Origin of the sequence: Wolbachia endosymbiont (group A) of Barypeithes pellucidus (genome assembly GCF_964030885.1) — a bacterium.
GTDB lineage: Bacteria > Pseudomonadota > Alphaproteobacteria > Rickettsiales > Anaplasmataceae > Wolbachia.
In genome coordinates, this window is sequence record NZ_OZ034985.1 from 1069447 (window position 1) to 1092232 (window position 22786).

Annotated in this window: 17 protein-coding genes and 7 pseudogenes; 8 read left to right on the forward strand and 16 right to left on the reverse strand. The window is 35.0% G+C overall.

The features are described 5' to 3' along the window. Positions 1-25 precede the first annotated feature (25 nt). The gene (locus ACQH1X_RS05500) at positions 26-709 is read left to right on the forward strand and encodes an IS5 family transposase (RefSeq protein WP_425385939.1); all 684 of its coding nucleotides are present in this window, start codon (positions 26-28) and stop codon (positions 707-709) included. Between the two features lie 19 nt (positions 710-728). On the opposite strand, the gene ACQH1X_RS05505 is transcribed toward ACQH1X_RS05500, so the two are convergent. From ACQH1X_RS05505 to recR, 3 genes are all read right to left on the reverse strand, one after another. Continuing rightward, positions 729-1958 carry an IS256-like element ISWpi15 family transposase gene (locus ACQH1X_RS05505; protein WP_425385843.1) on the reverse strand — a complete coding sequence of 410 codons (1230 nt, stop codon included), beginning with the start codon at positions 1956-1958 and terminating at the stop codon, positions 729-731. Between the two features lie 110 nt (positions 1959-2068). Next, the gene (locus ACQH1X_RS05510) at positions 2069-3298 is read right to left on the reverse strand and encodes a KAP family P-loop NTPase fold protein (RefSeq protein WP_425385940.1); all 1230 of its coding nucleotides are present in this window, start codon (positions 3296-3298) and stop codon (positions 2069-2071) included. A 3-nt stretch (positions 3299-3301) separates the two neighbouring features. After that, positions 3302-3907 carry a recombination mediator RecR gene (gene recR / locus ACQH1X_RS05515; RefSeq protein ID WP_425385941.1) on the reverse strand — a complete coding sequence of 202 codons (606 nt, stop codon included), beginning with the start codon at positions 3905-3907 and terminating at the stop codon, positions 3302-3304. 259 nt (positions 3908-4166) lie between these two features. Between recR and ACQH1X_RS05520 the strand changes: the two are divergent. Further along, a pseudogene (locus ACQH1X_RS05520) lies at positions 4167-4994 on the forward strand (IS630 family transposase); the annotation flags it as partial. 8 nt (positions 4995-5002) lie between these two features. Here the strand turns inward: ACQH1X_RS05520 and ACQH1X_RS05525 are convergent. The 4 genes and pseudogenes from ACQH1X_RS05525 to ACQH1X_RS05540 all read right to left on the reverse strand — a co-directional run bounded on the left by ACQH1X_RS05525 (position 5003) and on the right by ACQH1X_RS05540 (position 7135). Further along, positions 5003-5461 carry an IS4 family transposase gene (locus ACQH1X_RS05525; RefSeq protein WP_265026145.1) on the reverse strand — a complete coding sequence of 153 codons (459 nt, stop codon included), beginning with the start codon at positions 5459-5461 and terminating at the stop codon, positions 5003-5005. A 75-nt stretch (positions 5462-5536) separates the two neighbouring features. Beyond that, entirely contained in the window at positions 5537-5872 is a 336-nt protein-coding gene (locus tag ACQH1X_RS05530) for a hypothetical protein (protein WP_425385942.1), read from the reverse strand. 354 nt (positions 5873-6226) lie between these two features. After that, the gene (locus ACQH1X_RS05535; protein ID WP_425385943.1) at positions 6227-6361 is read right to left on the reverse strand and encodes a transposase DNA-binding-containing protein; all 135 of its coding nucleotides are present in this window, start codon (positions 6359-6361) and stop codon (positions 6227-6229) included. After that, positions 6358-7135 (reverse strand): annotated as a pseudogene (locus tag ACQH1X_RS05540) (IS5 family transposase). Before ACQH1X_RS05540 ends, ACQH1X_RS05535 begins: the two are co-directional and overlap by 4 nt. Positions 7136-7272: 137 nt before the next feature. Here ACQH1X_RS05540 and ACQH1X_RS05545 point away from each other — a divergent pair. Together ACQH1X_RS05545 and ACQH1X_RS05550 are read left to right on the forward strand one after the other, a co-directional pair. Further along, positions 7273-8460, forward strand: coding sequence for a phosphoglycerate kinase (locus ACQH1X_RS05545; protein ID WP_425385944.1), 1188 nt, complete (start codon positions 7273-7275; stop codon positions 8458-8460). Between the two features lie 58 nt (positions 8461-8518). Continuing rightward, positions 8519-8720: pseudogene (locus ACQH1X_RS05550) on the forward strand (EndoU domain-containing protein); the annotation flags it as partial. 61 nt (positions 8721-8781) lie between these two features. On the opposite strand, the pseudogene ACQH1X_RS05555 reads toward ACQH1X_RS05550, so the two are convergent. Continuing rightward, positions 8782-9533 (reverse strand): annotated as a pseudogene (locus ACQH1X_RS05555) (IS5 family transposase). A gap of 84 nt (positions 9534-9617) precedes the next feature. Between ACQH1X_RS05555 and ACQH1X_RS05560 the strand changes: the two are divergent. Continuing rightward, positions 9618-9872 (forward strand): annotated as a pseudogene (locus ACQH1X_RS05560) (EndoU domain-containing protein); the annotation flags it as partial. 58 nt (positions 9873-9930) lie between these two features. On the opposite strand, the pseudogene ACQH1X_RS05565 reads toward ACQH1X_RS05560, so the two are convergent. Continuing rightward, positions 9931-10032, reverse strand: a pseudogene (locus tag ACQH1X_RS05565) (IS3 family transposase); the annotation flags it as partial. Positions 10033-10068: 36 nt separating this feature from the next. Next, positions 10069-10614: pseudogene (locus tag ACQH1X_RS05570) on the reverse strand (IS256-like element ISWpi15 family transposase); the annotation flags it as partial. A 223-nt stretch (positions 10615-10837) separates the two neighbouring features. Between ACQH1X_RS05570 and ACQH1X_RS05575 the strand changes: the two are divergent. Both ACQH1X_RS05575 and ACQH1X_RS05580 read left to right on the forward strand, forming a co-directional pair. Continuing rightward, positions 10838-11860, forward strand: coding sequence for an IS110 family transposase (locus tag ACQH1X_RS05575; RefSeq protein ID WP_425385829.1), 1023 nt, complete (start codon positions 10838-10840; stop codon positions 11858-11860). A gap of 280 nt (positions 11861-12140) precedes the next feature. Then, entirely contained in the window at positions 12141-13370 is a 1230-nt protein-coding gene (locus tag ACQH1X_RS05580; RefSeq protein WP_425385843.1) for an IS256-like element ISWpi15 family transposase, read from the forward strand. Between the two features lie 345 nt (positions 13371-13715). Here the strand turns inward: ACQH1X_RS05580 and ACQH1X_RS05585 are convergent, their stop codons facing one another. The 5 genes from ACQH1X_RS05585 to coxB form a co-directional block, all read right to left on the reverse strand. Further along, entirely contained in the window at positions 13716-16805 is a 3090-nt protein-coding gene (locus tag ACQH1X_RS05585; protein ID WP_425385945.1) for an AsmA-like C-terminal domain-containing protein, read from the reverse strand. Beyond that, complete coding sequence (gene rnhA / locus ACQH1X_RS05590) at positions 16798-17235, reverse strand: ribonuclease HI (protein WP_425385946.1); 438 nt, start codon at positions 17233-17235, stop codon at positions 16798-16800. The genes ACQH1X_RS05585 and rnhA overlap by 8 nt, the downstream gene beginning before the upstream one ends. A 176-nt stretch (positions 17236-17411) precedes the next feature. Beyond that, positions 17412-18299, reverse strand: coding sequence for a heme o synthase (locus ACQH1X_RS05595; protein WP_425385947.1), 888 nt, complete (start codon positions 18297-18299; stop codon positions 17412-17414). 1 nt (position 18300) lies between these two features. After that, the gene (ctaD, locus tag ACQH1X_RS05600; RefSeq protein ID WP_425385948.1) at positions 18301-19851 is read right to left on the reverse strand and encodes a cytochrome c oxidase subunit I; all 1551 of its coding nucleotides are present in this window, start codon (positions 19849-19851) and stop codon (positions 18301-18303) included. A gap of 15 nt (positions 19852-19866) precedes the next feature. Next, on the reverse strand, positions 19867-20631 hold the full coding sequence (gene coxB / locus ACQH1X_RS05605; protein ID WP_425385949.1) for a cytochrome c oxidase subunit II: 765 nt from the start codon (positions 20629-20631) through the stop codon (positions 19867-19869). 905 nt (positions 20632-21536) lie between these two features. On the opposite strand from coxB, the gene ACQH1X_RS05610 reads away from it, so the two are divergent. Further along, positions 21537-22493 (forward strand): IS5 family transposase, encoded by a 957-nt coding sequence (locus ACQH1X_RS05610; protein WP_425385760.1) that lies wholly within the window; start codon positions 21537-21539, stop codon positions 22491-22493. A gap of 64 nt (positions 22494-22557) precedes the next feature. Here ACQH1X_RS05610 and ACQH1X_RS05615 read toward each other — a convergent pair whose 3' ends face one another. After that, positions 22558-22713 (reverse strand): hypothetical protein, encoded by a 156-nt coding sequence (locus ACQH1X_RS05615; protein WP_425385950.1) that lies wholly within the window; start codon positions 22711-22713, stop codon positions 22558-22560. Positions 22714-22786 lie beyond the last annotated feature (73 nt).

Below are 22786 nucleotides of genomic sequence, written 5' to 3' on the forward strand. Positions count from 1 at the left end.
AGGTAAAAAATGGAGAAACTACCATATGCAATATTACATCAAAGAGGAAAATTGGAAACAAATTTTAGAGTTCATAAAAAGCGTAAAAGGAATGCATAGCAAAGATGAAAAACGTTTAAGAATATTCATAGAGGCAGTGTGGTACATAGTCCGAAGTGGTTGCCAATGGAGACTTTTACCAAAAACTTATGGTAATTACAGGAGTATACATAAGCGATTTAAAAGATGGTGTGAAAGAGATGTCTGGGAAAAATTGCTTGAATATACTAAACAAGAGCCTGATTTAGAAGTTGCTATAATCGACGGTACGATCATCCGAGCCCATCCATGTTCATCTGGATATACAAAAAACTCCAAGGATCAAGAAGCTTTAGGGAGGAGCAAAGGTGGCTTTACAACTAAAATACATGCGCTTGTCGATGCACTTGGAAATCCACTTAAATTTACTCTGACCCCTGGTCAAAGAAATGAGATTACACAAGCAGCAACATTAACTGAAAGTGTCTATAATACCACTGTAGTGGCTGATAAAGGCTATGACAGCAATGCTTTTGTTACGAGTCTTGAAAGCAAGGGATGTACAGCAGTTATTCCTCCGAAGCGTAATCGAAAAGTGCAGAGGGGTTACGATAAACACATTTATAAAGAGCGTCATTTAATTGAGTGTTTTTTCGGTAAAATTAAGAACTTTAGGGGGAGTGTTAAATAAACTGTGTCAAACCGCATTTTTAGTTCGACTCAATTTTCAATCTGCCAGGAAAGAAAACATCAAGTTGAGAGATAGTTAATGCCCAATCATGTACAGGCATCGTCCACTTTTCCTCTGCCTTCTTTATAGCACAATATACCTGCTTATACAAGGCATTTATGCTGGTAAATGAGCCTTTGGTCTTAGTGAATTTCCTAATTTGCCTATGTAGCCCCTCTATGGGATTGGTGGTGTAGATTATCCTCCTAACTGGACCAGAATACTTAAAATAACCAGACAAGTTTTCCCAATTATTCTGCCAAGATTTTATAACCATAGGGTACTTTGTGCCCCATTTTTCATCCAATTCCAACAGATAATTCTCGGCAATTTCCTTGCTTGAAGCTTGATATACCTTCTTTAAATCGCTCAAAAAACTCTTCGCATCTTTACTGGCCACATACTTCAGTGAGTTGCGTATCTGATGCACTATACACATCTGCACTTCCGCATTAGGAAAGACACTGTTTATAGCTGCAGGAAAGCTTTTTAGCCCATCAACGCAGGCAATAAGGATATCTTCTACTCCTCTTTCTTTGAGGTCATTTAACACTCCCAACCAGAAGTTAGCTCCTTCACTTTCAGCCAAATAAAAACCTAATACTTCTTTTTTGCCATTTTGATCTATGCCTAATATGTTATACATGCATTTACTTACGCAATGCCCGTCCTCTTTGACTTTAAAAAACATGCCATCCATGAAAACTATCGGATATACAGACTGCAGCGGGCGACTACGCCATTCGTTGATTACTGGTAGCAATTTGTCAGTAATACTTGATATCTCTGCCGCCGATATTTTGTGATCATAAATTTCCTCAACATGTGACACTATATCTCTATAGCCCATACCACTGGCAAATGTGCTCAAAATCTTCGTTTCAAGCTCTGGATGTAAGTTTGTTTGCCTTTTTTTGACTATTTGTGGTTCGAAACTTCCTTCTCTATCTCTTGGTGTTAATAGCTCTGCACTTGTACGTAAAGTTTTTGCATTTCTCCCATTTCTTCGATTATTCTCTTCGCTTTTAGCCGACAAGTGGTTTTCTATTTCACCTTCCAGGCTTACCTCCAGCAACTTTTTTATAAACGGTGTTAATGCTCCATCTCTTCCTGTCAACGGTCTTCCTTCTCGTATAGACGACAGGATATTTGTTTCTAATTCTTTATAATCTACCAAACCGGTAGTTCTGTTTACTACTTTCTGACTCATTGTCAAACCTCCATTTTTTTATATCAATTTATTACTTTTTTTTCGGTTTGACACAGTTTATTTAACACTCCCTTACCCTATCCTTGTATATGCAAAGGTAGGGTATCTTTTTAAAATATTATGTCCTTTATAGCTTTGTTAATTTTTGACTCCTTCTCTGCAAAAGCAGCTTCTAGAGAGGTTTTAAGTTTTTCCCATTCCTCTTGACCATTTATGTGGGTTAAAATTAAAGATTTATATTCATTTTCAATTTTTTCCAAGGATCTTTGACATGAGGAATCTAGTTCCTCATATATATCAATATTTATTGATTGCAGTATTACCAAAAATGCAAACAAATTCGGATCAGGTAGTTCTTCCTTTATATAATTCAGAAGACATAGTTTTATTTTTTTTGCGCAATATTCTATTGTTTTCAGCGATAGTGATAGGCTTTCTGCATAAAGTATAAAACTATCTATAATCAAATTTTTTGATTTTTTCGGTAATTTAATATTTTCAAATAGTTCTTTTGTAAATTTTTCTATCGGTTGTTTTGGTAAATGTAAAAAGAGATTAGTAAAAGATTTTAGGTCAAAATTTGGTCCAAGTATTGTGCTGATTGCTCTCTGTACATTACTCTTATCTTTACTTACAGAAATAATGAAAACCAGCCCCTCCACATCAAGCATATGCTTTATAGATTCCAAAAAATCGACAACGAATTTAGGACGGCACACATCAAGATTATCCACCATTATATAAATGTTTTTGTCTTTTCTGATTTTATTAACCACATCCGCTAACTGTGTTTTAAAATCTCTAGTACTCTCTTTTCTTCTTTGGAGAAGACTTAATTCACTCAAGACAAAACCTATGTCTTTTTTATCAGCCTCTTTTGCAGCATCAAGAAATACGGAAAGCATAGCAAGTGGAGATTTACTGATCATCTTTCCTATTGTGTTTAGAGAAAACAGTTCTTTGTTTATGTTCTTGAACTGTTGTATAACGCTTCTTTTTACTTTATACGATGCAAATAAATCTTCAAATAGGAAATTTAAAAAAGAAGGAAGCGGTTGATCCAGTGCATTGATATCCCATGCGCTATAATAAGCTGCAATTTCATTTTGTTGCTTTAGCTCTTTTACCCATTCTTTCAAAAAAAACGTCTTGCCCCATCCATCATATCCTTCTAAAGATATTATTGTAAAAGACTTATCAATTGTTTTAATTATAGTGTTGAATTTACCTGAAAATTGCTTATAGTTTAGACGGTCATTTTCCCAAGCCACCACTTTAAGTGGTGACACTATTTTTTTCTTTTTGAATGTTACTAGCGATATAAGTTTTTTTAAGCACATGTCTTATTTTATATTTAACTCATATTCTTGTCTTAAAGTGAGGGCTGCTTTTAGCGTTCCTTCATCTAGATAGTCAATTTCTCCACCCATTGGTATGCCACAAGCAAGGCGCGATATTTTCACATTCAAGTCTTTTAGCAATTCAATTATATATTGTGCAGTAACTTGGCCCTCTAATGTCGGATTAATTGCGATAATTATCTCTTCAATTTTAGACTCCGTCACTCTTTTTAGAATAGTGTCAAGGTTAAGTTCTTTTGGACCCATGCCATTTATCGCAGATAATCTGCCACCCAAAACATGGTATAAACCTGAATATATATTTCCTTTTTCAAACGCCCATAGATCACCCAATTCTTCTACTACACACAGTAACTTAGTGTCACGTTTTGGATTAGTACAAATAGAACAAGGTGATTTAGTATCTAGATTTCCGCAAACTTCACACTCTATTATAAGATCTGCTAGCTCTTTAATCAAAGATGCAAGTGGTAGCATAACTTTTTCTTTGTTTTGGAGTAAATGTATAACTAACCTGCGTGATGATGATGGCCCTAAACTTGGCAATTTAGAGAAAGCATGAACTAGATTCTTTATGTTAACGTTCATTCATAAATTCAGAATAGGCAGTCAAATGGTAACATCAAACCCTTTGTAAAGAAAGTGGTAAGTTTCTCTTGATCCACTTTGATTAGCTATAGAAAAAATTTTTTACTCTAACGCAAAAAATTACTTCCGCATACTTAAAGCCTGATTATAATAGACTTCTTGCATAACCCAAACTAATACCAATTCCCGCTACACAAGTAACGGATAGACAATAATAGAAAAAAAGCCATACTGAAGTAAGTAAAATAGCGAGGTTTAAATGGCATTAAGATCAAAATTATTGGATGAAAAAGTGGTGGAATCAGCAAAAGAAATGCTGAAGAAAGTAAGAAATAACGCATATGTTGCAAAAAAACTAAATGCTGTAATTGCAGCAAAAAAGCACAGTATAACAGCCGTAGCAAAGATATGCTGCATTTCAAGAAAGGCACTTACTGCATGGATAAAGCACCTAAAATTTGGCAGAGAAGAAAAATTATTTGCTCCGCCTCAACGCCGTAGAAAAACTATATTGAATCAAAGTCAACGTGAACAAGTTGAGGTGTGGATAGAGGAAAACCCCAATATTACTATAAAAGAAATGAAAATAAGAATTCAAGAAAAGTTTGGTTTGAATATCAGCAAATCTACAGTACACCGTAATATGCAAAGAATGAAATTCTCATGTATCACACCAAGACCAGTGCATAACGGACAAGATAAAAGTAAACAAGAGGGATTTAAAAAAAAATCTTAATGAAACTATTGTCATGTATCCTGAAAAAGAGCTATTTTTCTTCGATGAATCGCGGTTTGGCACACATTCAAAGATTGGACACGGGTGGTTTAAAAAAGGCATTAGGACACAGGTTAAGGTAAAACTAGGTAGGAAAATTTTTATCTCTATAGTGCAGTTAATCCCAGAAATGGAGAGAGTTCTAGCTCAAACGTCAATACTGATTGTATGAATATATTCCTTGAGCAGATGTCACAATATTTAGGAACAAGGGAGGCATTTCTTATCATGGATTGTGCTAGTTGGCATAAGTCAAAAAATTTAAAAGTACCTAAAAATATCGACATTATATACCTACCACCATACTCACCTGCTTACTTTTACCCACAATTTTGAGAGGTTATGATGTGAAGCATAACAATGCTCTCCTTAAGGTTTTCATAGCCCCGCCATAGAGTCATAGACCCTGGTAAATTATCACTTTTTCTATTCATAAATCCACCCAATTTTCCTAACCAAATAATAGCTTGTTTTATGTTTGGAGGTTCTTCGGGTAATGTTGCTACCCGATACTCACGCATGTAAAGGACCTTCCACTCTTCGTTGCTTAAAATTTTAGTACAAGTTTCCATGGGATTTGATAAAGCCACTTTTGTCAAATATAAAATTTTAAACGCGATTATACTTTTTATAGCAATTAACTTCTGTAATCTTTCTTTTGTAGCTAAGCGAGAGCTTTCTATCTTACATCCTGATTTTAAAATCCTAAAATACTCTTCAATTTTCCATCTTAGCTTATACCAATTTATCTTTTCTATGGCATCTAAAGTATGGTACATTAGTTAGTAGAGTCCAGTCGACAGCTTCCAATCCATCAGGAGCTTTTGCACTTACCACATATACAGGGACTTATTTTATGTATTGTATCTTTTGACCCATAAATGGAAGAAGATCTGATAGGCTTTCATATACTTAACTTCAATATTAGCTTTCCTTGATCTCTGGTTTTCACCTTTAGTAACTTCTAGAGAAATTTTCTTTTTTACTGGCAGTTGAGTGATGCGTGTTTGCAAATCTGTTTTTCCGACTTCAGTACAGATAAATCTTCTATTAGCTCGATTGCGGATTACATAAAAACTACCTAACGTCTCAGCCACCCATAAAAATTTGAAGATGTCTGCTTCCCTATCACCAAAAGTTGTACATTTGGAGGAAGGTTGTTTATAGTTTCTTTGAGAGCTGTTATCCACTTATAACTTTCTTTTTCTTCTATGGAGGTACGGTATTTTCTGTTTGCTTTTTCTTGTACCGTTTCTTCTTCCCTAATAGAACGCGCCCAACATTGTTGGGAAGATAGACCTAAAGGTAATCCGTCTTTGCTAGGCACTATGCAACAGTAAACCCATTTTATGCTTTGTATAAGCTTTAGAAATACTGCCTAGTCTCTTGGTCTTTATATGAGAGTCAAAATCCAAATAACTTGTATCTTGAACTGAAAATACCAACTGGTTTCCTTTTATTCTTTCCTTAGTTTCTTTATAATGGGAAGAATAAATTTCCTTATCTTCAAGCTTTTCATTGCTTATATGCACCCTTACCACCCACTACAGCTTTGATTCAGATGCCTTACCCTCTATGCAATAACTTGTTTTTATAAGTCTTTTATTAAGCCTTATATCTCCCAAATTAATGTGTTTTAACTCTCTTTTTAGCCATTTATCCCCTAAGAGCCTGTTCATAATCTTTTAAGGAGTAAAGCAGTGAAAGCAAGAACGACCATTTGCAGGCTAGTGTTGAGTTTCCGCTCACAATTTTTCCACAATCTTCTACATTTTTCTAACCAAGCAAAAGATCGCTCCACAACCCATCTTTTGGGCAACACAACAAAGGAATGTAATTCATTTCTTTTTACCACTTCAACGGTTGCACCAATAATCGTTTTTATTTGAGTTGCAAAATTCTCTCCACTGCATCAACCAGTACATTTTTTACTCTCGAGAGGTTTTCTTTTGCATTTTCGACCATTCTCACAGCACTGCTACGGTCAGTTATCTCTGCTGTCGTTATATAAATTGCATGCTTGCGTATCTACTGCAATATGGCGTTTTATTCCTGAAATCTTTTTGCCTGCATCATAGCCTTTTTCTTCAGCAGTATCTGCATTTTTTACACTTTGTGCATCAATTATGCAGAAGCTGGTTTTTTCTTTCCGACCATTGTTTTGTCGGACCACGCCAACTATTTTTTTTTAATACCAGCTCCAGAACACTTTCTTTATTTACATCTGATTTTTCACTCCACTTCTTAAAATAGTCGTAACAATTGCGCCATTTTGGAAACTCTTTTGGTAACATTCTCCACTGGCAGCCGCTTTTTAAGACGTATAGCACCCCACAAAATACATCATATAAATCAAGTGTTCTTGGTTTTGTCTTCTTTCTGCAAGATTCCAGATCTGCTACAATAATCTCAAACTTTTCTCGACTTATGTCACTTGGGTATAAACTCCTCATATATCCTCATTTATATACACTATCTCTTAGTTTATTCCTTTCTTGAGATCATGTACAGTCTCTTAAACGTTCGTATAACTCAAAACTTTACTTTAGATCAAACTGCTGTATAGTGACTTTATAGCTTCAATTTTGTAATGAACATACCTAGTATAGAAAATTGTGATCTTCACAATAAAACCGTCTTACTCAGAGTTGACTTCAATGTTCCTATAAAAAATGGAGAAATTCGTGATGTCACTCGTATTTTGAGAGCATTGCCTACTATTCAGTATTTAGTAAATGCGAGTGCAAAGATTATTATTATATCGCATTTCAGACGCCCAAAGGCCAGAGACAATAATCTGTCGCTAAAAAATGTAATTGACACTTTATCGCAGTTACTAAATAAAAAAGTGAAATTCATTGATGATTGCGTTGGTGAAAAAGTGCAAAAAGCAGTGAGTGCTATGGATGCAAGAGATATAATATTACTAGAGAATCTAAGATTTTATAAAGAGGAAGAGCAAAGTGACTCAAATTTTGCCAAACAACTAGCATCTCTAGCGGATATATATGTAAATGATGCATTTTCTTGCTCTCACAGAGCTCACGCTTCTATTTCACGCATTACAGAATTTTTACCCTCCTATGCAGGATTTTGCTTACAAGATGAGCTAAAGTATCTTGAAAAAGCTGTATCGTTTAAAGCTAAACCTATTACTGCGATAGTTGGGGGAGCCAAAATATCAACTAAAATAAAAGTGCTTATGAAGCTAACAGAAAAGGTTGATTACCTAGTTCTAGGTGGTGCAATAGCCAATAATTTTTTGTCATTTAGCAAAGTAAATATAGGGAAATCTTTCTTTCAAAATGGTGTTGACGACCTTCTACATAATATTGTTAAAACAGCAAATAAAAACAATTGCAAAATAGTTGTGCCAGAAGACGTTCTGGTTGCAGTAAACTCTGATTACAGCACTAGTATTTCAAGAAAAACTGAGTCCATTTTGGACGGTGATATAATTTTGGATATCGGACCACAAACTTTGAGTACAATAAGCAGTATAATAGCAAGCAGTAAGACTCTGCTGTGGAATGGACCTATTGGTGTTTTTGAACATTCAGCTTTTGCAAGTGGTACAATAGGGGTAATGAAAGTCGTAAGTGACTTAACGCACAAAGGAAAGTTGACCAGCATAATAGGGGGAGGTGATAGTGTATCTGCAATAAGCGCTGCAGGCCTTACCGATAAGGATTTTACATGTGTTTCCACTGGTGGAGAAGCATTTTTAAATTGGTTAAGTGGTGATGAAATGCCGGGAGTTGCTGCTCTGCAAAAATGATTAGATTAAAACTTTTTTAAATTGTTTCTTATAAGCTAGCTTTTTTGTGAACGTGATTATGTCGAAGACAGTTAAACTAATTTTGTGTTTAATAATACCAATAATAGGATTTATTTTTTATATTAAGGATCATTATTTTCACACCGGCTATGTAGAAGAAAATGTTAAGGTCAATTTTGAACCATTTTTCAGTTCACAACCAGCCACCGTTTCCAGAATTAACTGACTTCGATAGAGGAGTGTTGAAAGTTTGTGGAGATTGAGGAGCACATCCAGATAAAGAAGATTTCAAAATTTTACTTAGGCTCTGTGGACAAAATTTTAGAGAAGCCATACAAGAGCCCCGACAAAATTTAGAAAACCCATAAAAACCTCAGCCGTTTTATCGAATCTGGAAAAAATACGCCTAAAGTTCTTAATTTTACCGAAAAACACTCAATTAAATGACGCTCTTTATAAATGTGTTTATCGTAACCCCTCTGCACTTTTCGATTACGCTTCGGAGGAATAACTGCTGTACATCCCTTGCTTTCAAGACTCGTAACAAAAGCATTGCTGTCATAGCCTTTATCAGCCACTACAGTGGTATTATAGACACTTTCAGTTAATGTTGCTGCTTGTGTAATCTCATTTCTTTGACCAGGGGTCAGAGTAAATTTAAGTGGATTTCCAAGTGCATCGACAAGCGCATGTATTTTAGTTGTAAAGCCACCTTTGCTCCTCCCTAAAGCTTCTTGATCCTTGGAGTTTTTTGTATATCCAGATGAACATGGATGGGCTCGGATGATCGTACCGTCGATTATAGCAACTTCTAAATCAGGCTCTTGTTTAGTATATTCAAGCAATTTTTCCCAGACATCTCTTTCACACCATCTTTTAAATCGCTTATGTATACTCCTGTAATTACCATAAGTTTTTGGTAAAAGTCTCCATTGGCAACCACTTCGGACTATGTACCACACTGCCTCTATGAATATTCTTAAACGTTTTTCATCTTTGCTATGCATTCCTTTTACGCTTTTTATGAACTCTAAAATTTGTTTCCAATTTTCCTCTTTGATGTAATATTGCATATGGTAGTTTCTCCATTTTTTACCTATTAAGCTAAACTACCATCTTTTTCTCTCTTTTCATATTTTTTGTCCACAGAGCCTAGGTGTCCGCAGCATCAAGAAGTAGTGAAAGGAATATATGATGAGCTTGATCATCAAGTGATTACGCCAGATGCGGATTTGGAGTTATTTAAAGATGAACTGGCTAACATTTGGTTTACAAATAGTGGAAGTGAAAAAGAAACTATAGGGTTTGGACATATTTTTTGTGGTGAGCCAAACGATAAATTAGGTGGTATGCATTTTGTAGGTAGATATGTTGAAGCTCAAGAAGATAAATGGGCAGGTGCAATTTGGAATCCTATGCAATAAATCTGACCTTACCCAGAAAAAGTGGAGAGAAAGTTTGGAATGTTTTTTACAAAGAAAATGATGAATCAAAATGCTCAGGAATGCAATAGTTAATAGTGGAATGTCTACGTTGTTTGTTATAAAAAATTTCTATATATTCAAATATAGCAGGGGAGTGTTAAATAAACTGTGTCAAACCGCATTTTTAGTTCGACTCAATTTTCAATCTGCCAGGAAAGAAAACATCAAGTTGAGAGATAGTTAATGCCCAATCATGTACAGGCATCGTCCACTTTTCCTCTGCCTTCTTTATAGCACAATATACCTGCTTATACAAGGCATTTATGCTGGTAAATGAGCCTTTGGTCTTAGTGAATTTCCTAATTTGCCTATGTAGCCCCTCTATGGGATTGGTGGTGTAGATTATCCTCCTAACTGGACCAGAATACTTAAAATAACCAGACAAGTTTTCCCAATTATTCTGCCAAGATTTTATAACCATAGGGTACTTTGTGCCCCATTTTTCATCCAATTCCAACAGATAATTCTCGGCAATTTCCTTGCTTGAAGCTTGATATACCTTCTTTAAATCGCTCAAAAAACTCTTCGCATCTTTACTGGCCACATACTTCAGTGAGTTGCGTATCTGATGCACTATACACATCTGCACTTCCGCATTAGGAAAGACACTGTTTATAGCTGCAGGAAAGCTTTTTAGCCCATCAACGCAGGCAATAAGGATATCTTCTACTTGTATCTTGTCAAAAGCATCTAATGTTTTAAGCTTAAGCATTAGGTGGAGAAGGGAGGAACTCTGTGCTTCTTCTTAGATATAAAATCTGTAGAGGAGATAAGAATTCCCTTCTCAAAAGTATAGGCTGGACGGTATCGTAGAAAAACCTAAATGGTTCTAATTCTGTATTCACAAGGTTAGCCTTACTTTTCATTTTAAATAGTAACGTATGGGGTTATATATGATCAACAACTTTCTGGGAATAGATGTATCAAAAGATCGCTTTGATGTTTTTCTCTCATTTATAAGTAAAAAAGGAAAACGTGAAACTAGGAAAAGAAGCTTTAAGAACGATGATAATGGGTTTCAAGGTCTGCAGAGCTTTCTACAAAAACATAACGTAGAGCAAGTGAAAGCTTGTATGGAAGCTACCGGTTGTTATAGTGAAGCTTTGGCTGAATTTCTACACAATGCTGGACATTTTGTAAGTGTTGTAAATCCTTATTGTATTAAATCTTATGCGAGGAGTAAGCTTGTAAGACAAAAGAATGATCAGACCGATGCAGAAATTATTGCTGATTATTGCCAAAGACAGGAACCTACTCGTTGGACACCACCTTCTCCTGAAATGAAAAAATTAAAACATCTTTATCGTTGCTCGGTTGCGTTAAAAGATGGATTAACATTCGTAAATAATCATTTAGAAAAGAAGGAGAGACTGCCTGAAGAAGTTGCAAATGCTTGGGAAAACCTTGCAGTGAACATAGAACAATCAATAGAAACAATAAAAAACTCCATACGTGAACTATTAAAACAGCACAAAGAGTTGTTGGAAAACTTTCAACTCTTATTGACTATTCCAGGAATAGGAGAGGAATCAGCAATAGCTATTTTAGCTGAAATTCCTGACACAAAGGCTTTTATAAATGCCAGACAATTGGCAGCATACGCTGGAACTATACCACGAAATATAACATCAGGTTCATCTGTATATGCCAAGCCCAGATTAAGTAAATCAGGTTCACGAACACTACGTAAGGCCATGTATTTTCCTGCTATAGTAGCTAAAAATCACAATCCTATTATTATGACTTTTTGCAAGAGATTAAAAGAAAAAGGCAAGCATAATATGGCCATTGTTGGTGCTGCAATGCGTAAGTTGCTTCATATTGTTTTTGGTATTTTAAAATCAAAAAAGGCTTTTAATCCTGACCATATCAAAAGCTACAGGACTAGGAGATTGACTGAAGCTTTAGTAATTTAAAATCGAAAAATGCTTCCATTCTATCTTATGTAAAATGGTATCTTACACAAATTTATTGAATGTAGTTGGTTAGTGTATATGTTGATAAGTGTAAAAGACAAGATTTAATCTGACAGACAAGAATTAACTGACAGAAGAATTGAGGTAGTCAAAACTAATATCAGGCTCTTGTTTAATACAACTACAATCTGTATACCGCTACACAGGAGGGAGTGTTAAATAAACTGTGTCAAACCGAAAAAAAAGTAATAAATTGATATAAAAAAATGGAGGTTTGACAATGAGTCAGAAAGTAGTAAACAGAACTACCGGTTTGGTAGATTATAAAGAATTAGAAACAAATATCCTGTCGTCTATACGAGAAGGAAGACCGTTGACAGGAAGAGATGGAGCATTAACACCGTTTATAAAAAAGTTGCTGGAGGTAAGCCTGGAAGGTGAAATAGAAAACCACTTGTCGGCTAAAAGCGAAGAGAATAATCGAAGAAATGGGAGAAATGCAAAAACTTTACGTACAAGTGCAGAGCTATTAACACCAAGAGATAGAGAAGGAAGTTTCGAACCACAAATAGTCAAAAAAAGGCAAACAAACTTACATCCAGAGCTTGAAACGAAGATTTTGAGCACATTTGCCAGTGGTATGGGCTATAGAGATATAGTGTCACATGTTGAGGAAATTTATGATCACAAAATATCGGCGGCAGAGATATCAAGTATTACTGACAAATTGCTACCAGTAATCAACGAATGGCGTAGTCGCCCGCTGCAGTCTGTATATCCGATAGTTTTCATGGATGGCATGTTTTTTAAAGTCAAAGAGGACGGGCATTGCGTAAGTAAATGCATGTATAACATATTAGGCATAGATCAAAATGGCAAAAAAGAAGTATTAGGTTTTTATTTGGCTGAAAGTGAAGGAGCTAACTTCTGGTTGGGAGTGTTAAATGACCTCAAAGAAAGAGGAGTAGAAGATATCCTTATTGCCTGCGTTGATGGGCTAAAAAGCTTTCCTGCAGCTATAAACAGTGTCTTTCCTAATGCGGAAGTGCAGATGTGTATAGTGCATCAGATACGCAACTCACTGAAGTATGTGGCCAGTAAAGATGCGAAGAGTTTTTTGAGCGATTTAAAGAAGGTATATCAAGCTTCAAGCAAGGAAATTGCCGAGAATTATCTGTTGGAATTGGATGAAAAATGGGGCACAAAGTACCCTATGGTTATAAAATCTTGGCAGAATAATTGGGAAAACTTGTCTGGTTATTTTAAGTATTCTGGTCCAGTTAGGAGGATAATCTACACCACCAATCCCATAGAGGGGCTACATAGGCAAATTAGGAAATTCACTAAGACCAAAGGCTCATTTACCAGCATAAATGCCTTGTATAAGCAGGTATATTGTGCTATAAAGAAGGCAGAGGAAAAGTGGACGATGCCTGTACATGATTGGGCATTAACTATCTCTCAACTTGATGTTTTCTTTCCTGGCAGATTGAAAATTGAGTCGAACTAAAAATGCGGTTTGACACAGTTTATTTAACACTCCCAAACAATCTGATGAATCTACGCAACAACCTTCTGCTGCTAACCTTTCTTTGCTTAAACCTGATGTTAATCACGATGCTGACGAAAATTACGTAGGCAATTACTCACTATGTAATCATGATTATCACCAACATGATGACCTAATATAGTAAAATAACGAACTTTTATCCCCTACCCTTCTAGTTGTATTTATAACTTTGCAGATATGGGGAGGCGATAAAGGGTGCTTAAACAACTAAATAAAAAACCAGGCGGATCATTCTGAAATTCTTGCATTTTTGTCCATAATTTTGTTAAACAACTTCCCTTTTGGTCATATCGAACCAAATTTCTTTTTTACACCACCTTTTAAGCCACTTTCGTTAGTTTTTGTCATAATGCGATCAAACACTCCCAATAACCTCTTTAATAGGTTTGGAGTTAGCGAAGAGATAAGATCAACAGATACGTTATTGTTTTTGTCATCACCACTTGCTTTATAGTCTATTGAAACGATTCCCCTACTTTTCCCGCCAGTAAGAAGTTTCCCAATTATAGGAATTTTTAACAAAGATTTATTAATTGAATACGCCGGTATTACCTGCCCTTCAACCTGGAATTTATAATCTTTAATATCGAGCTTACCACCAGTGCTAATGCCTAATTCCGCCCCTTCAAGCCAAGATTCTTCAATTTCGACAGAGCCGTCTTTGTATGAGAAAGGTGCATTACATTTATAAAAGTATACACCTTCATTTTTTATGGCATTTACAATGCCAGGCAATGAAGACATCGACAATAAAGTAGTAAGTAGTGGAGCATCTTTGATGTAGAAATTGCTAATGGATAACGTACCATAATGTTCTCCACTTTCTCTCTGAAGAGAGAGATAAAAAGACAATTTGCCGTTTTTAATTGATTTACTAATGCCTAAGGAACGCGAAAGTATACCTGCATTATCTGCATATATTTCGAGCCCTATTCCACTGTATTCCGCTAGTATGTTGCTGCTATCTTCTAGAAACTGTCCTGTAAATTGACTTCCACCGCAATCTCCTTTAGTGCAGGTTACATTCAGCTTAGCATCTTTTATAACAATGCCTTCTTTCATAATTACATTGTCAACATTCATACTAATTTCTATATCTTTGTTTAATCCATTACTGTTTTTGCCAAGCAAGCCTAAAATATCACTCAAATTAATTTTCTCACCATAAATAGTTATGGCATTTTTTTCCTTACCTGATTCAATTTCTATACTAAAATCATTATCAGGCAATTTAAAGCTACTAGAATTTAAATATAAATTTCCATTTCCTACTCTTCCGCTGAATTTTACATCTAAATCACTTCCTACAATGTCTAATTTATCTACTAACAATTCATCGGCACCTTTTAACTTTACAGAGAACAAAACTTTATTGTGATCTTCAAAACGATTTTTCCACCCAAAATAACTTGAACGTGATTCAAGCTCTGATAAATCCATATTACCATTAACATGCCCCGTCTTATCTTGATTTATCACCGATTCTATATTTGCATTAACATAGCCACTATCAAAATTAAATATTTGAGCAGGTAAATCCCCGATCAAATTCCAGGCAAAACTTTCATTCCTATTGCTACTTTTTAGGTCAAATAATAACTGTGTGTTATTCACCATACCACTACCATTTAAATCTATAAAGTCACTGCCAAAACTAAGCTTAATGTCATATTTACCAAGACTTGCATTATAGATAGCCAAATTGTCAATTTCAGAATGAAAATTTGCTGAGAAGTCTACTTTTTTGTCATCAGCATTTAGATTAAAAATGCGAAAATTAAATACAGATTTTGCCATTCCACTTACTTTATCCCTTTCAACCTTCACCACATCATCCAGCTTAAATCTTATAGGCTCATATAAACCATAAGCATCACTTACAGCTTGGCCATTAATGGTTAGAACTGAATTTTCCTTATTGAGAGATTTCATTTCAATATCACCACCATTAATAGTGAAATTCTGAAACTTAGCGCTATTTGCAGTAATTTTGAGATTGTTATTCTTGAAGGTTAAGTCACCGTTTAATTCCCTTACTTGCTCAAAATCTTCATCAAATTTTACGCTACCGTTTTCTATATCAGCAACAATTACAATGTCTGACAGATCGTCATCAACCAAATTTTTAATTTTGCCACTGAAACTTACAATGGTATTTAAAACATCCCCATCAATATTATCACAATACCAGCTTTTAAATTTACTATTTACTACACTATCTGGTACATAAGTACATAAATCCTTTGCAGCAAACTTACTAATATTAATTCTAAGCAAAGCATGACTTGTACTAAAGTTCATTTTGCCTATCAAAGACAGATACATGTCATTTAACTTAAAATGGAAGTTTTTTACACTAATAATTCCATCACTATATGTTAAATTTATATTTACATTAGTTAAGGCCAAATTTTTGTCCAAATAATTTTCTGTATTCAATACGTATATATTTCCATCTACAATTTCATCCTTTTTATTAATTTTCACTGAGAAGCTTCCTTTGAATCCTATATTTTTGTCCAAATTGTAGCTTTTAACTAATGTAGAAAACTTGCTCAATAGTCCCAATTTTAGATCATAAAATGTCCCGTACACATTTAGCAAATTGTTGCGATTTTTTATCGTAATTGATAAATCATCCAAAAATCCCTTTCCATCTTTTGTATTCACATGAATATCTAAAACATTAAAATCTTCCCCCTTCCCTATATATAATTTATCAATAAAAAATTCATCTTCTGTGCTTTTATCAATAGCAATGTTAGTAAATTCAATTTTTGAATCCGCATTTAAGTCAAAAAAAAATTCCCTTATTGTTTTTAATAGATTTTTTGCACTACTTTCTGTCATCTTGAAATTCTTCCCTGTCATCCCAGTTGTCATCCAAGTAGCTTGACCACTTGTTTCTTTTTTTCTAGATTCCAGCGTCACGCGCTGGAATGACACCGAAGGGAGGCGGTTATTACTTAAATAATGATTATCCAAAAGGTCTAATGAGTTTTGCGGATTAACATTAGTTTCTTCTCTCTTGATATATACATGCACATTATCAGCTGAAACCTGAGAGAGATTTGTGCTAGCTTTAAATAAGGAACTTAACTTAAAATGTACAAAAAGCTCAGGAACTTTTATAGTAAAATTAGGGTTTGCTATTGCCAAATCCGTAATGACTAAATACGGATCTTTGCCATCTTTCTGCCAAACAACTGAGGTATTCTCCATATTAACGCTTGAGCCAACAAATATTTTTGATATTTTATGTTTAACATAAAAATCAATATAATTAATATTGATTTTTAAAGGCTTAAAAAAAATAAAGAAGCACAATATGAATAATAAAGCTACGGAAAATAATATAGTAATTTTTTTAAGCATCGATTATTGCTTTTCTTGCTAAACTATCAGCCTCCTCATTATACTTATCGCCACTGTGTGCTTTAACCCACTTCCAATCAATTTCGTGTTGTGAAGCAACGTTGTCTAGCTCTTTCCACAATTCCATATTTTTTACTGATTTTTTATTACTTGTTTTCCAGCCATTCATTTTCCACTTATTTATCCATTCTGTTATGCCATGCTTAATATAAAGACTATCCGTATATAAATTAATATTACAAGAAAATTTCAATACTTTCAGCCCATTGATCACCGCTGTTAACTCCATTTTATTGTTTGTGGTATTTTCTTCTCTACCATAAATGTCTTTTCTATAATCTTGAAATAATATGATAGCTGCCCATCCTCCCGCTCCAGGATTACCAGAACACGCCCCATCCGTGTATATTATCACTTCTTTTTTACTCATCTTTAACTGTAATGAATTAATAAAGTATATAGTTGCTTTTATGAAAGCACAATTTCTAAAGGTAGTTTAAGCTGCACCTTTAAATTTTATTATAGAAACAAAAAAAAGTGTGACAACGAGCATTACCAAAAGGAAAAGTAAAAAATAGTTTTTATGCTTCTGCCGTTCTTTCATAACTAAAATAAATCAATAGAACAAAAAATAATACTGGCGAATAGGGAAAATAGATAAGAAATTGAATAAGAAAACATTTTTTTCTGTGAGCTGTGATTCTTGAATCTGAGAATTGATATAGCATACCAAACAAAAACGCACCCTTCAAAGGTTGCCATGCTTAGATAAAGTAAAGCCTTTTTCAAAAATAGAGCTGGAAGCAAGCTAGTTAGCACCAGCAAAACACTATAAATTAATATATATTTTCTTGTTTTTTCCGGACCATAAACAATATTGAACATTGGAATTGATGCCTTTGCATAGTCTTCAGACTTATTTAAAGATAGGGCCCAAAAGTGTGGTGGAGTCCACATAAAAATTACTAAAAATAAAATGAAACTTTCCCAACTGACAGAATTAGTCACAGCTGCCCAGCCAATCATTGGAGGGAAAGCACCTGCTGCACCACCGATAACGATATTCTGCGGAGTGCGTCTTTTGAGCCAGATTGTATATACAAAAACGTAAAATAATATGCTAACTGCAAGCAAAGCAGCAGAAATATAGTTTACTGCTATTGCCATGATAAATACTGACAATATTCCAAGAGTTATACCAAATTCAAGCGCACTTTCTGCAAGAATTCTACCTGAGGGTATAGGGCGGTTTTTTGTCCTTTCCATGAGCAGATCTATGTCTCTGTCATACCACATATTTATAGCACCTGCAGATCCTGAGCCAAGAGCAACACATATAAGAGATATTAGTGCTAGAAAAGGGTGCATACTACCTGGTGCAGTAACCATACCAGCAACTGCAGTAAATACCACAAGGTACATTATCCTTGGCTTCAGCAAACGCCAAAAATCCAGTATTGTTGATTCAACATTTAGCAAAACACTTGTGTACATTCTATTTTACCACTGGTGGTTTTTCGAAAGTATGAAAAGGCGGTGGTGAAGATACCGTCCATTCCAAGGTGTCACCTTCCCAAGGATTATCTCCAGCTTTCTTGCCCCATTTAAAGAGATGTATAACTATAAACACAAAAAACATAACTGAAACAAAGGACATATATGAGCCAATTGAGGATATATAATTCCAAGGGATAAACGCATCAGGATAATCAGGTATACGCCTTGGCATACCAGCTAATCCTAAGAAATGTTGAGGTAAAAAAGTGATATTGGTGCTAATAAAAGTAAGCCAAAAGTGGATTTGACCTAAGCGCTCATTATATTGCCTACCCGACATTTTACCAATCCAATAATAAAAGCCAGCAAAAGTTCCAAATAATGCAGCAAGTGACATGACATAATGGAAGTGAGCAACAACATAATAGGTGTCGTGCAGGAGCTTATCTATTCCACCATGAGAGAGAATTATTCCCGTTATGCCACCGCCAACAAACATAAAAATAAAACCTAGTGCAAATAGCATAGGGGTTTTAAACTCAATTGCTCCGCCCCACATAGTTGCAATCCAGCTAAAGACTTTTACACCAGTTATAACACCGATAAAAATTGTGGTAGTGCTAAAAAATGCAGCAGCGTCAGCACTAAGCCCAACAGTGAACATATGATGAGCCCAAACCATAAAGCCAAATACTGCTATACCTATCATTGCATAAACCATCCCTATGTAACCAAACACAGGTCTGTGAGAAAAAGTTGATACAACCTGACTTATGATGCCAAATGCAGGAAAAATAATTACGTAAACTTCTGGATGACCAAAAAACCAAAATAGATGTTGAAATAACACAGGATCGCCACCACCGGCAGGATCAAAAAAGGAAGTACCAACATTGCGATCAGTAAGAAGCATAGTTATAGCACCGGCAAGCACTGGTAAGGCAACAATCAACATAAATGCTGTTAACAAGACAGACCAAACAAACAGTGGCATCTTAGTTAATGACATTCCTTTTGCGCGCATGTTAAATATAGTAACTATAAAGTTGATCGCCCCAACAATTGACGACATACCAGCAACATGAAGTGCAAGTATAGCAAGGTCAACTCCTGCACTTGGATGGGACATTACCTGTGATAAAGGTGGATATAAAGTCCAACCTGTACCTGGACCTTCACCAATAAACACTGAGAGAATGAGCAAAATAAAAGATGACACTAATAACCAAAAACTTAAATTATTCATACGAGGAAATGCCATATCTGGTGCGCCAATCATGAGAGGTACAAACCAGTTACCAAATCCTCCCATGAGGGCTGGCATTATCATAAAAAACACCATTATCAACGCATGCCCTGTAACCATTACGTTATATAATTGATAATTATTGTTAAGTATATTAATGTGCATTAGCTGAGTGCGAATAATCACCGATAATAATCCACCAATAATTCCAGCTAATATGGAAAAAATAATGTACAGTGTCCCTATGTCTTTATGATTAGTGGAAAACAACCAACGCTTTATGCCCTTTGGTACATCACTCATATCTATACTCCAAATTTAACTCACTAATTTTCTATTTTCGATCCACTTATTAAATTCTTCTTTGCTTACTGCTTCAACAACAATTGGCATAAATCCATGGCCTTGACCACACAATTCGTAGCACTGCCCATAATAAACACCAGACCTTTTGACATTAAACCACGCCTCATTCAGCCTACCTGGTATCGCATCAATTTTTACACCGAAAGCTGGTACTCCCCAGCTGTGTATCACATCTCCTGCTGTAACTTGTAAACGAACGTTAGCATTAACGGGTAAAACGATGTTGTTATCAACAGAGAACAGCTTTAAATCTCCTTCGATAAAGTCTTCTTTTCCCTTAATATAACTATCAAACGACACGCCTTGATATTCTGGATATTGGTAGCTCCAATACCATTGATGGCCAATAACTTTTAGTGTTATGTCAGCCTTCGGTATTTCTTCCTGTAGCTTCAGTAATTTAGCGTTTTCAAAGGCTAATATACCAACAATGATAGTTGGTATAACAAACCAAATAATTTCTAAAGGAACACTATGGGTAGTTTTACTTATGTTTGTTACTTTGCTTTTACGAAAGCGAAACGCTATATAAGCAAGCAGCGCCCACACAAAAAGCATTATTGCAACCATCACAACCATCACAAACGAATGTGACCTAACTACAGCCTCCATTACTTCAGTTGCAGGAGCAGGAAATCCAAATTGCCAGGAAGTAGGAGCAGAGGCAACAGATATATTTGAGTAAAATATTATCAATAGTGCAAGTAACTTCACCATATCTTTTGTTTGTTTACTATAAAACTAAATGATATACTGTATAATAGTATATATAAACTTACTATACAAATAGAGATTAGTGATGGTTAATAATTTTTTAGCATTCAACAAGTATAGTAGTACAATACTAATTTGAGGAAAAAAGCATTTACATAAATCTATTGTGAGTAAAAATGTTATAATATTTTAAATTAAGTATTTACTTTAAGTAAATTCTATAATAAGTTTAATAGTGTCTGTTACTGCTAATAACCCTCTAGCCTCACACCTAAAAGCAGTAACAGACACTATTAAACTTTATGACAAGTTTATAATCTGTAAGATCAAAATCTTACAAGTGTCTTTATCTCATTATACATTGCAGTTTATTAATTAACTTTTAATGCCTGTGGTAGCATTTACTGGACCAAAGGTTTATGCATTATAGAAAATAATTATAAAAAAACACACTATTTGTATACCATACAAACTTTTTTCATTCTGCATAGCTGAGTTACTAGATTTTGTAAACGAAATCTTTAGAGAAGCCAAATGGGCAAAGTTTCATGAAGGTCTTTCGCCAAAACAAGGCAAAATACGCTAAAATTCCTGATTTCACCCAAAATCTTAGCATAGATCCCGCTAACAAGTAGCGGGATGACGAAGTTATCGTCATGCCACCACGAACCGTCATACCGCCGCGGCGCTAACACGTAGCGGGGTGACGAGGCTTATCGTCATGCCACCGCGAACCGTCATACCGTGATTCATTCCACAACTGTACGAACATTGTGATTTGGGCCCACCAGAAGGGTATCATCCCAGTGCTTGACACTGGGATGGCTTTGTTGCATAGCAACCGAAAAAATCTGGTAGCTACTGACAAAATTCATTATAAATAACCATTTAACTGTTGAAGAAAAAATATGCCACAGAAAATGAAAGTCAGTAACCAAAACGAATATAACAAATTCCTTGAAAAAAGGGGAAATATTTTTCATTACATCGATGAAGCTATCGAAAATTGGTATGAAAATAGTCCAAAAATGCAGGGCGGCAACTATATTTACAGTGATAAAGTCGTAATTTTGGTGCATATAATTGTCAATCTTTTTAGAATTGGTTTAAGACAAACGGTGGGGTTTATAAAAGGATATCTGCAACAAATAGGAAAAAATTTGGCAGTTATCAGCTATTCACAAGCATCAAGAAGGTTTAAAAAACTTAATATTAAGATAAATGATTGCAGGGTTGATAAAAGCAACATGGAAAATATTGAAATTATCATAGATAGCACAAGTATCAGCATTTACAGTAACACTCCTGGCCACAGTAAGGAAAACAGTGCAGATAGAAAGTACCGAAGCTACGAGCAAGTAAGAAAGTTACATGTTATGTTAAGTGTGAATAGTAAAAAAGCTATAGCTGCAAGATACAGTAATGGCGTCTACTCTGACCACTATGGAGCTTGCGATTTGCTTGAAGAAGTTAATTTTCAGCACAAAATAAAAGCATTATATGCAGATAGGGCATACGATAGGCACAAACTTTATAAATTGTGTAAGAAATACGATATAAAGACAAAAGTTCTACCAAAAAAGGATGCAGCAGAACATTCAAAAATAGATTATATGTCTGACAGAAATGCTGCTATTAGGTTAATAAAATTATATGGACAAGATGGTGTAAAAGAGTGGAAAAAGGAAGCGATTTATGGAAAGAGATCTTACATAGAAGGATTTTTCTCAAGGTTGAAGCAAGTATTTGGATTTAGCTTTAGGAATAAATCTGAAGTAAATCGTGAAAAAGAATTACTAATTAAGTGCTATTTGCTCAACAAATTCACTGATATTGGTATGGCTAAATTTGAAATCATTACATAAATTTGTCGTAAACCATCACTGCTTAAGGTGCTATGCAACAAAGCCATCCCAGTGTCAGTTATTTTCATGACATCATCATAAAGTAAAATGAGATCCCAGTGTCACGCACTGGGATGACAAGAAGAGGGCACTGGAATGACATCATAGGGGCGGCTGGAATGACAGGAGAAGGTACTGGGATGATACCATTATAGAGTGAACCAGTGTCAGCTACTTGCATAGAAAATGTTTATGACTAATTTTTAGATCAAACATGGAATTTCGACAAACTTAACTTTTTTGTGAGACTGTTC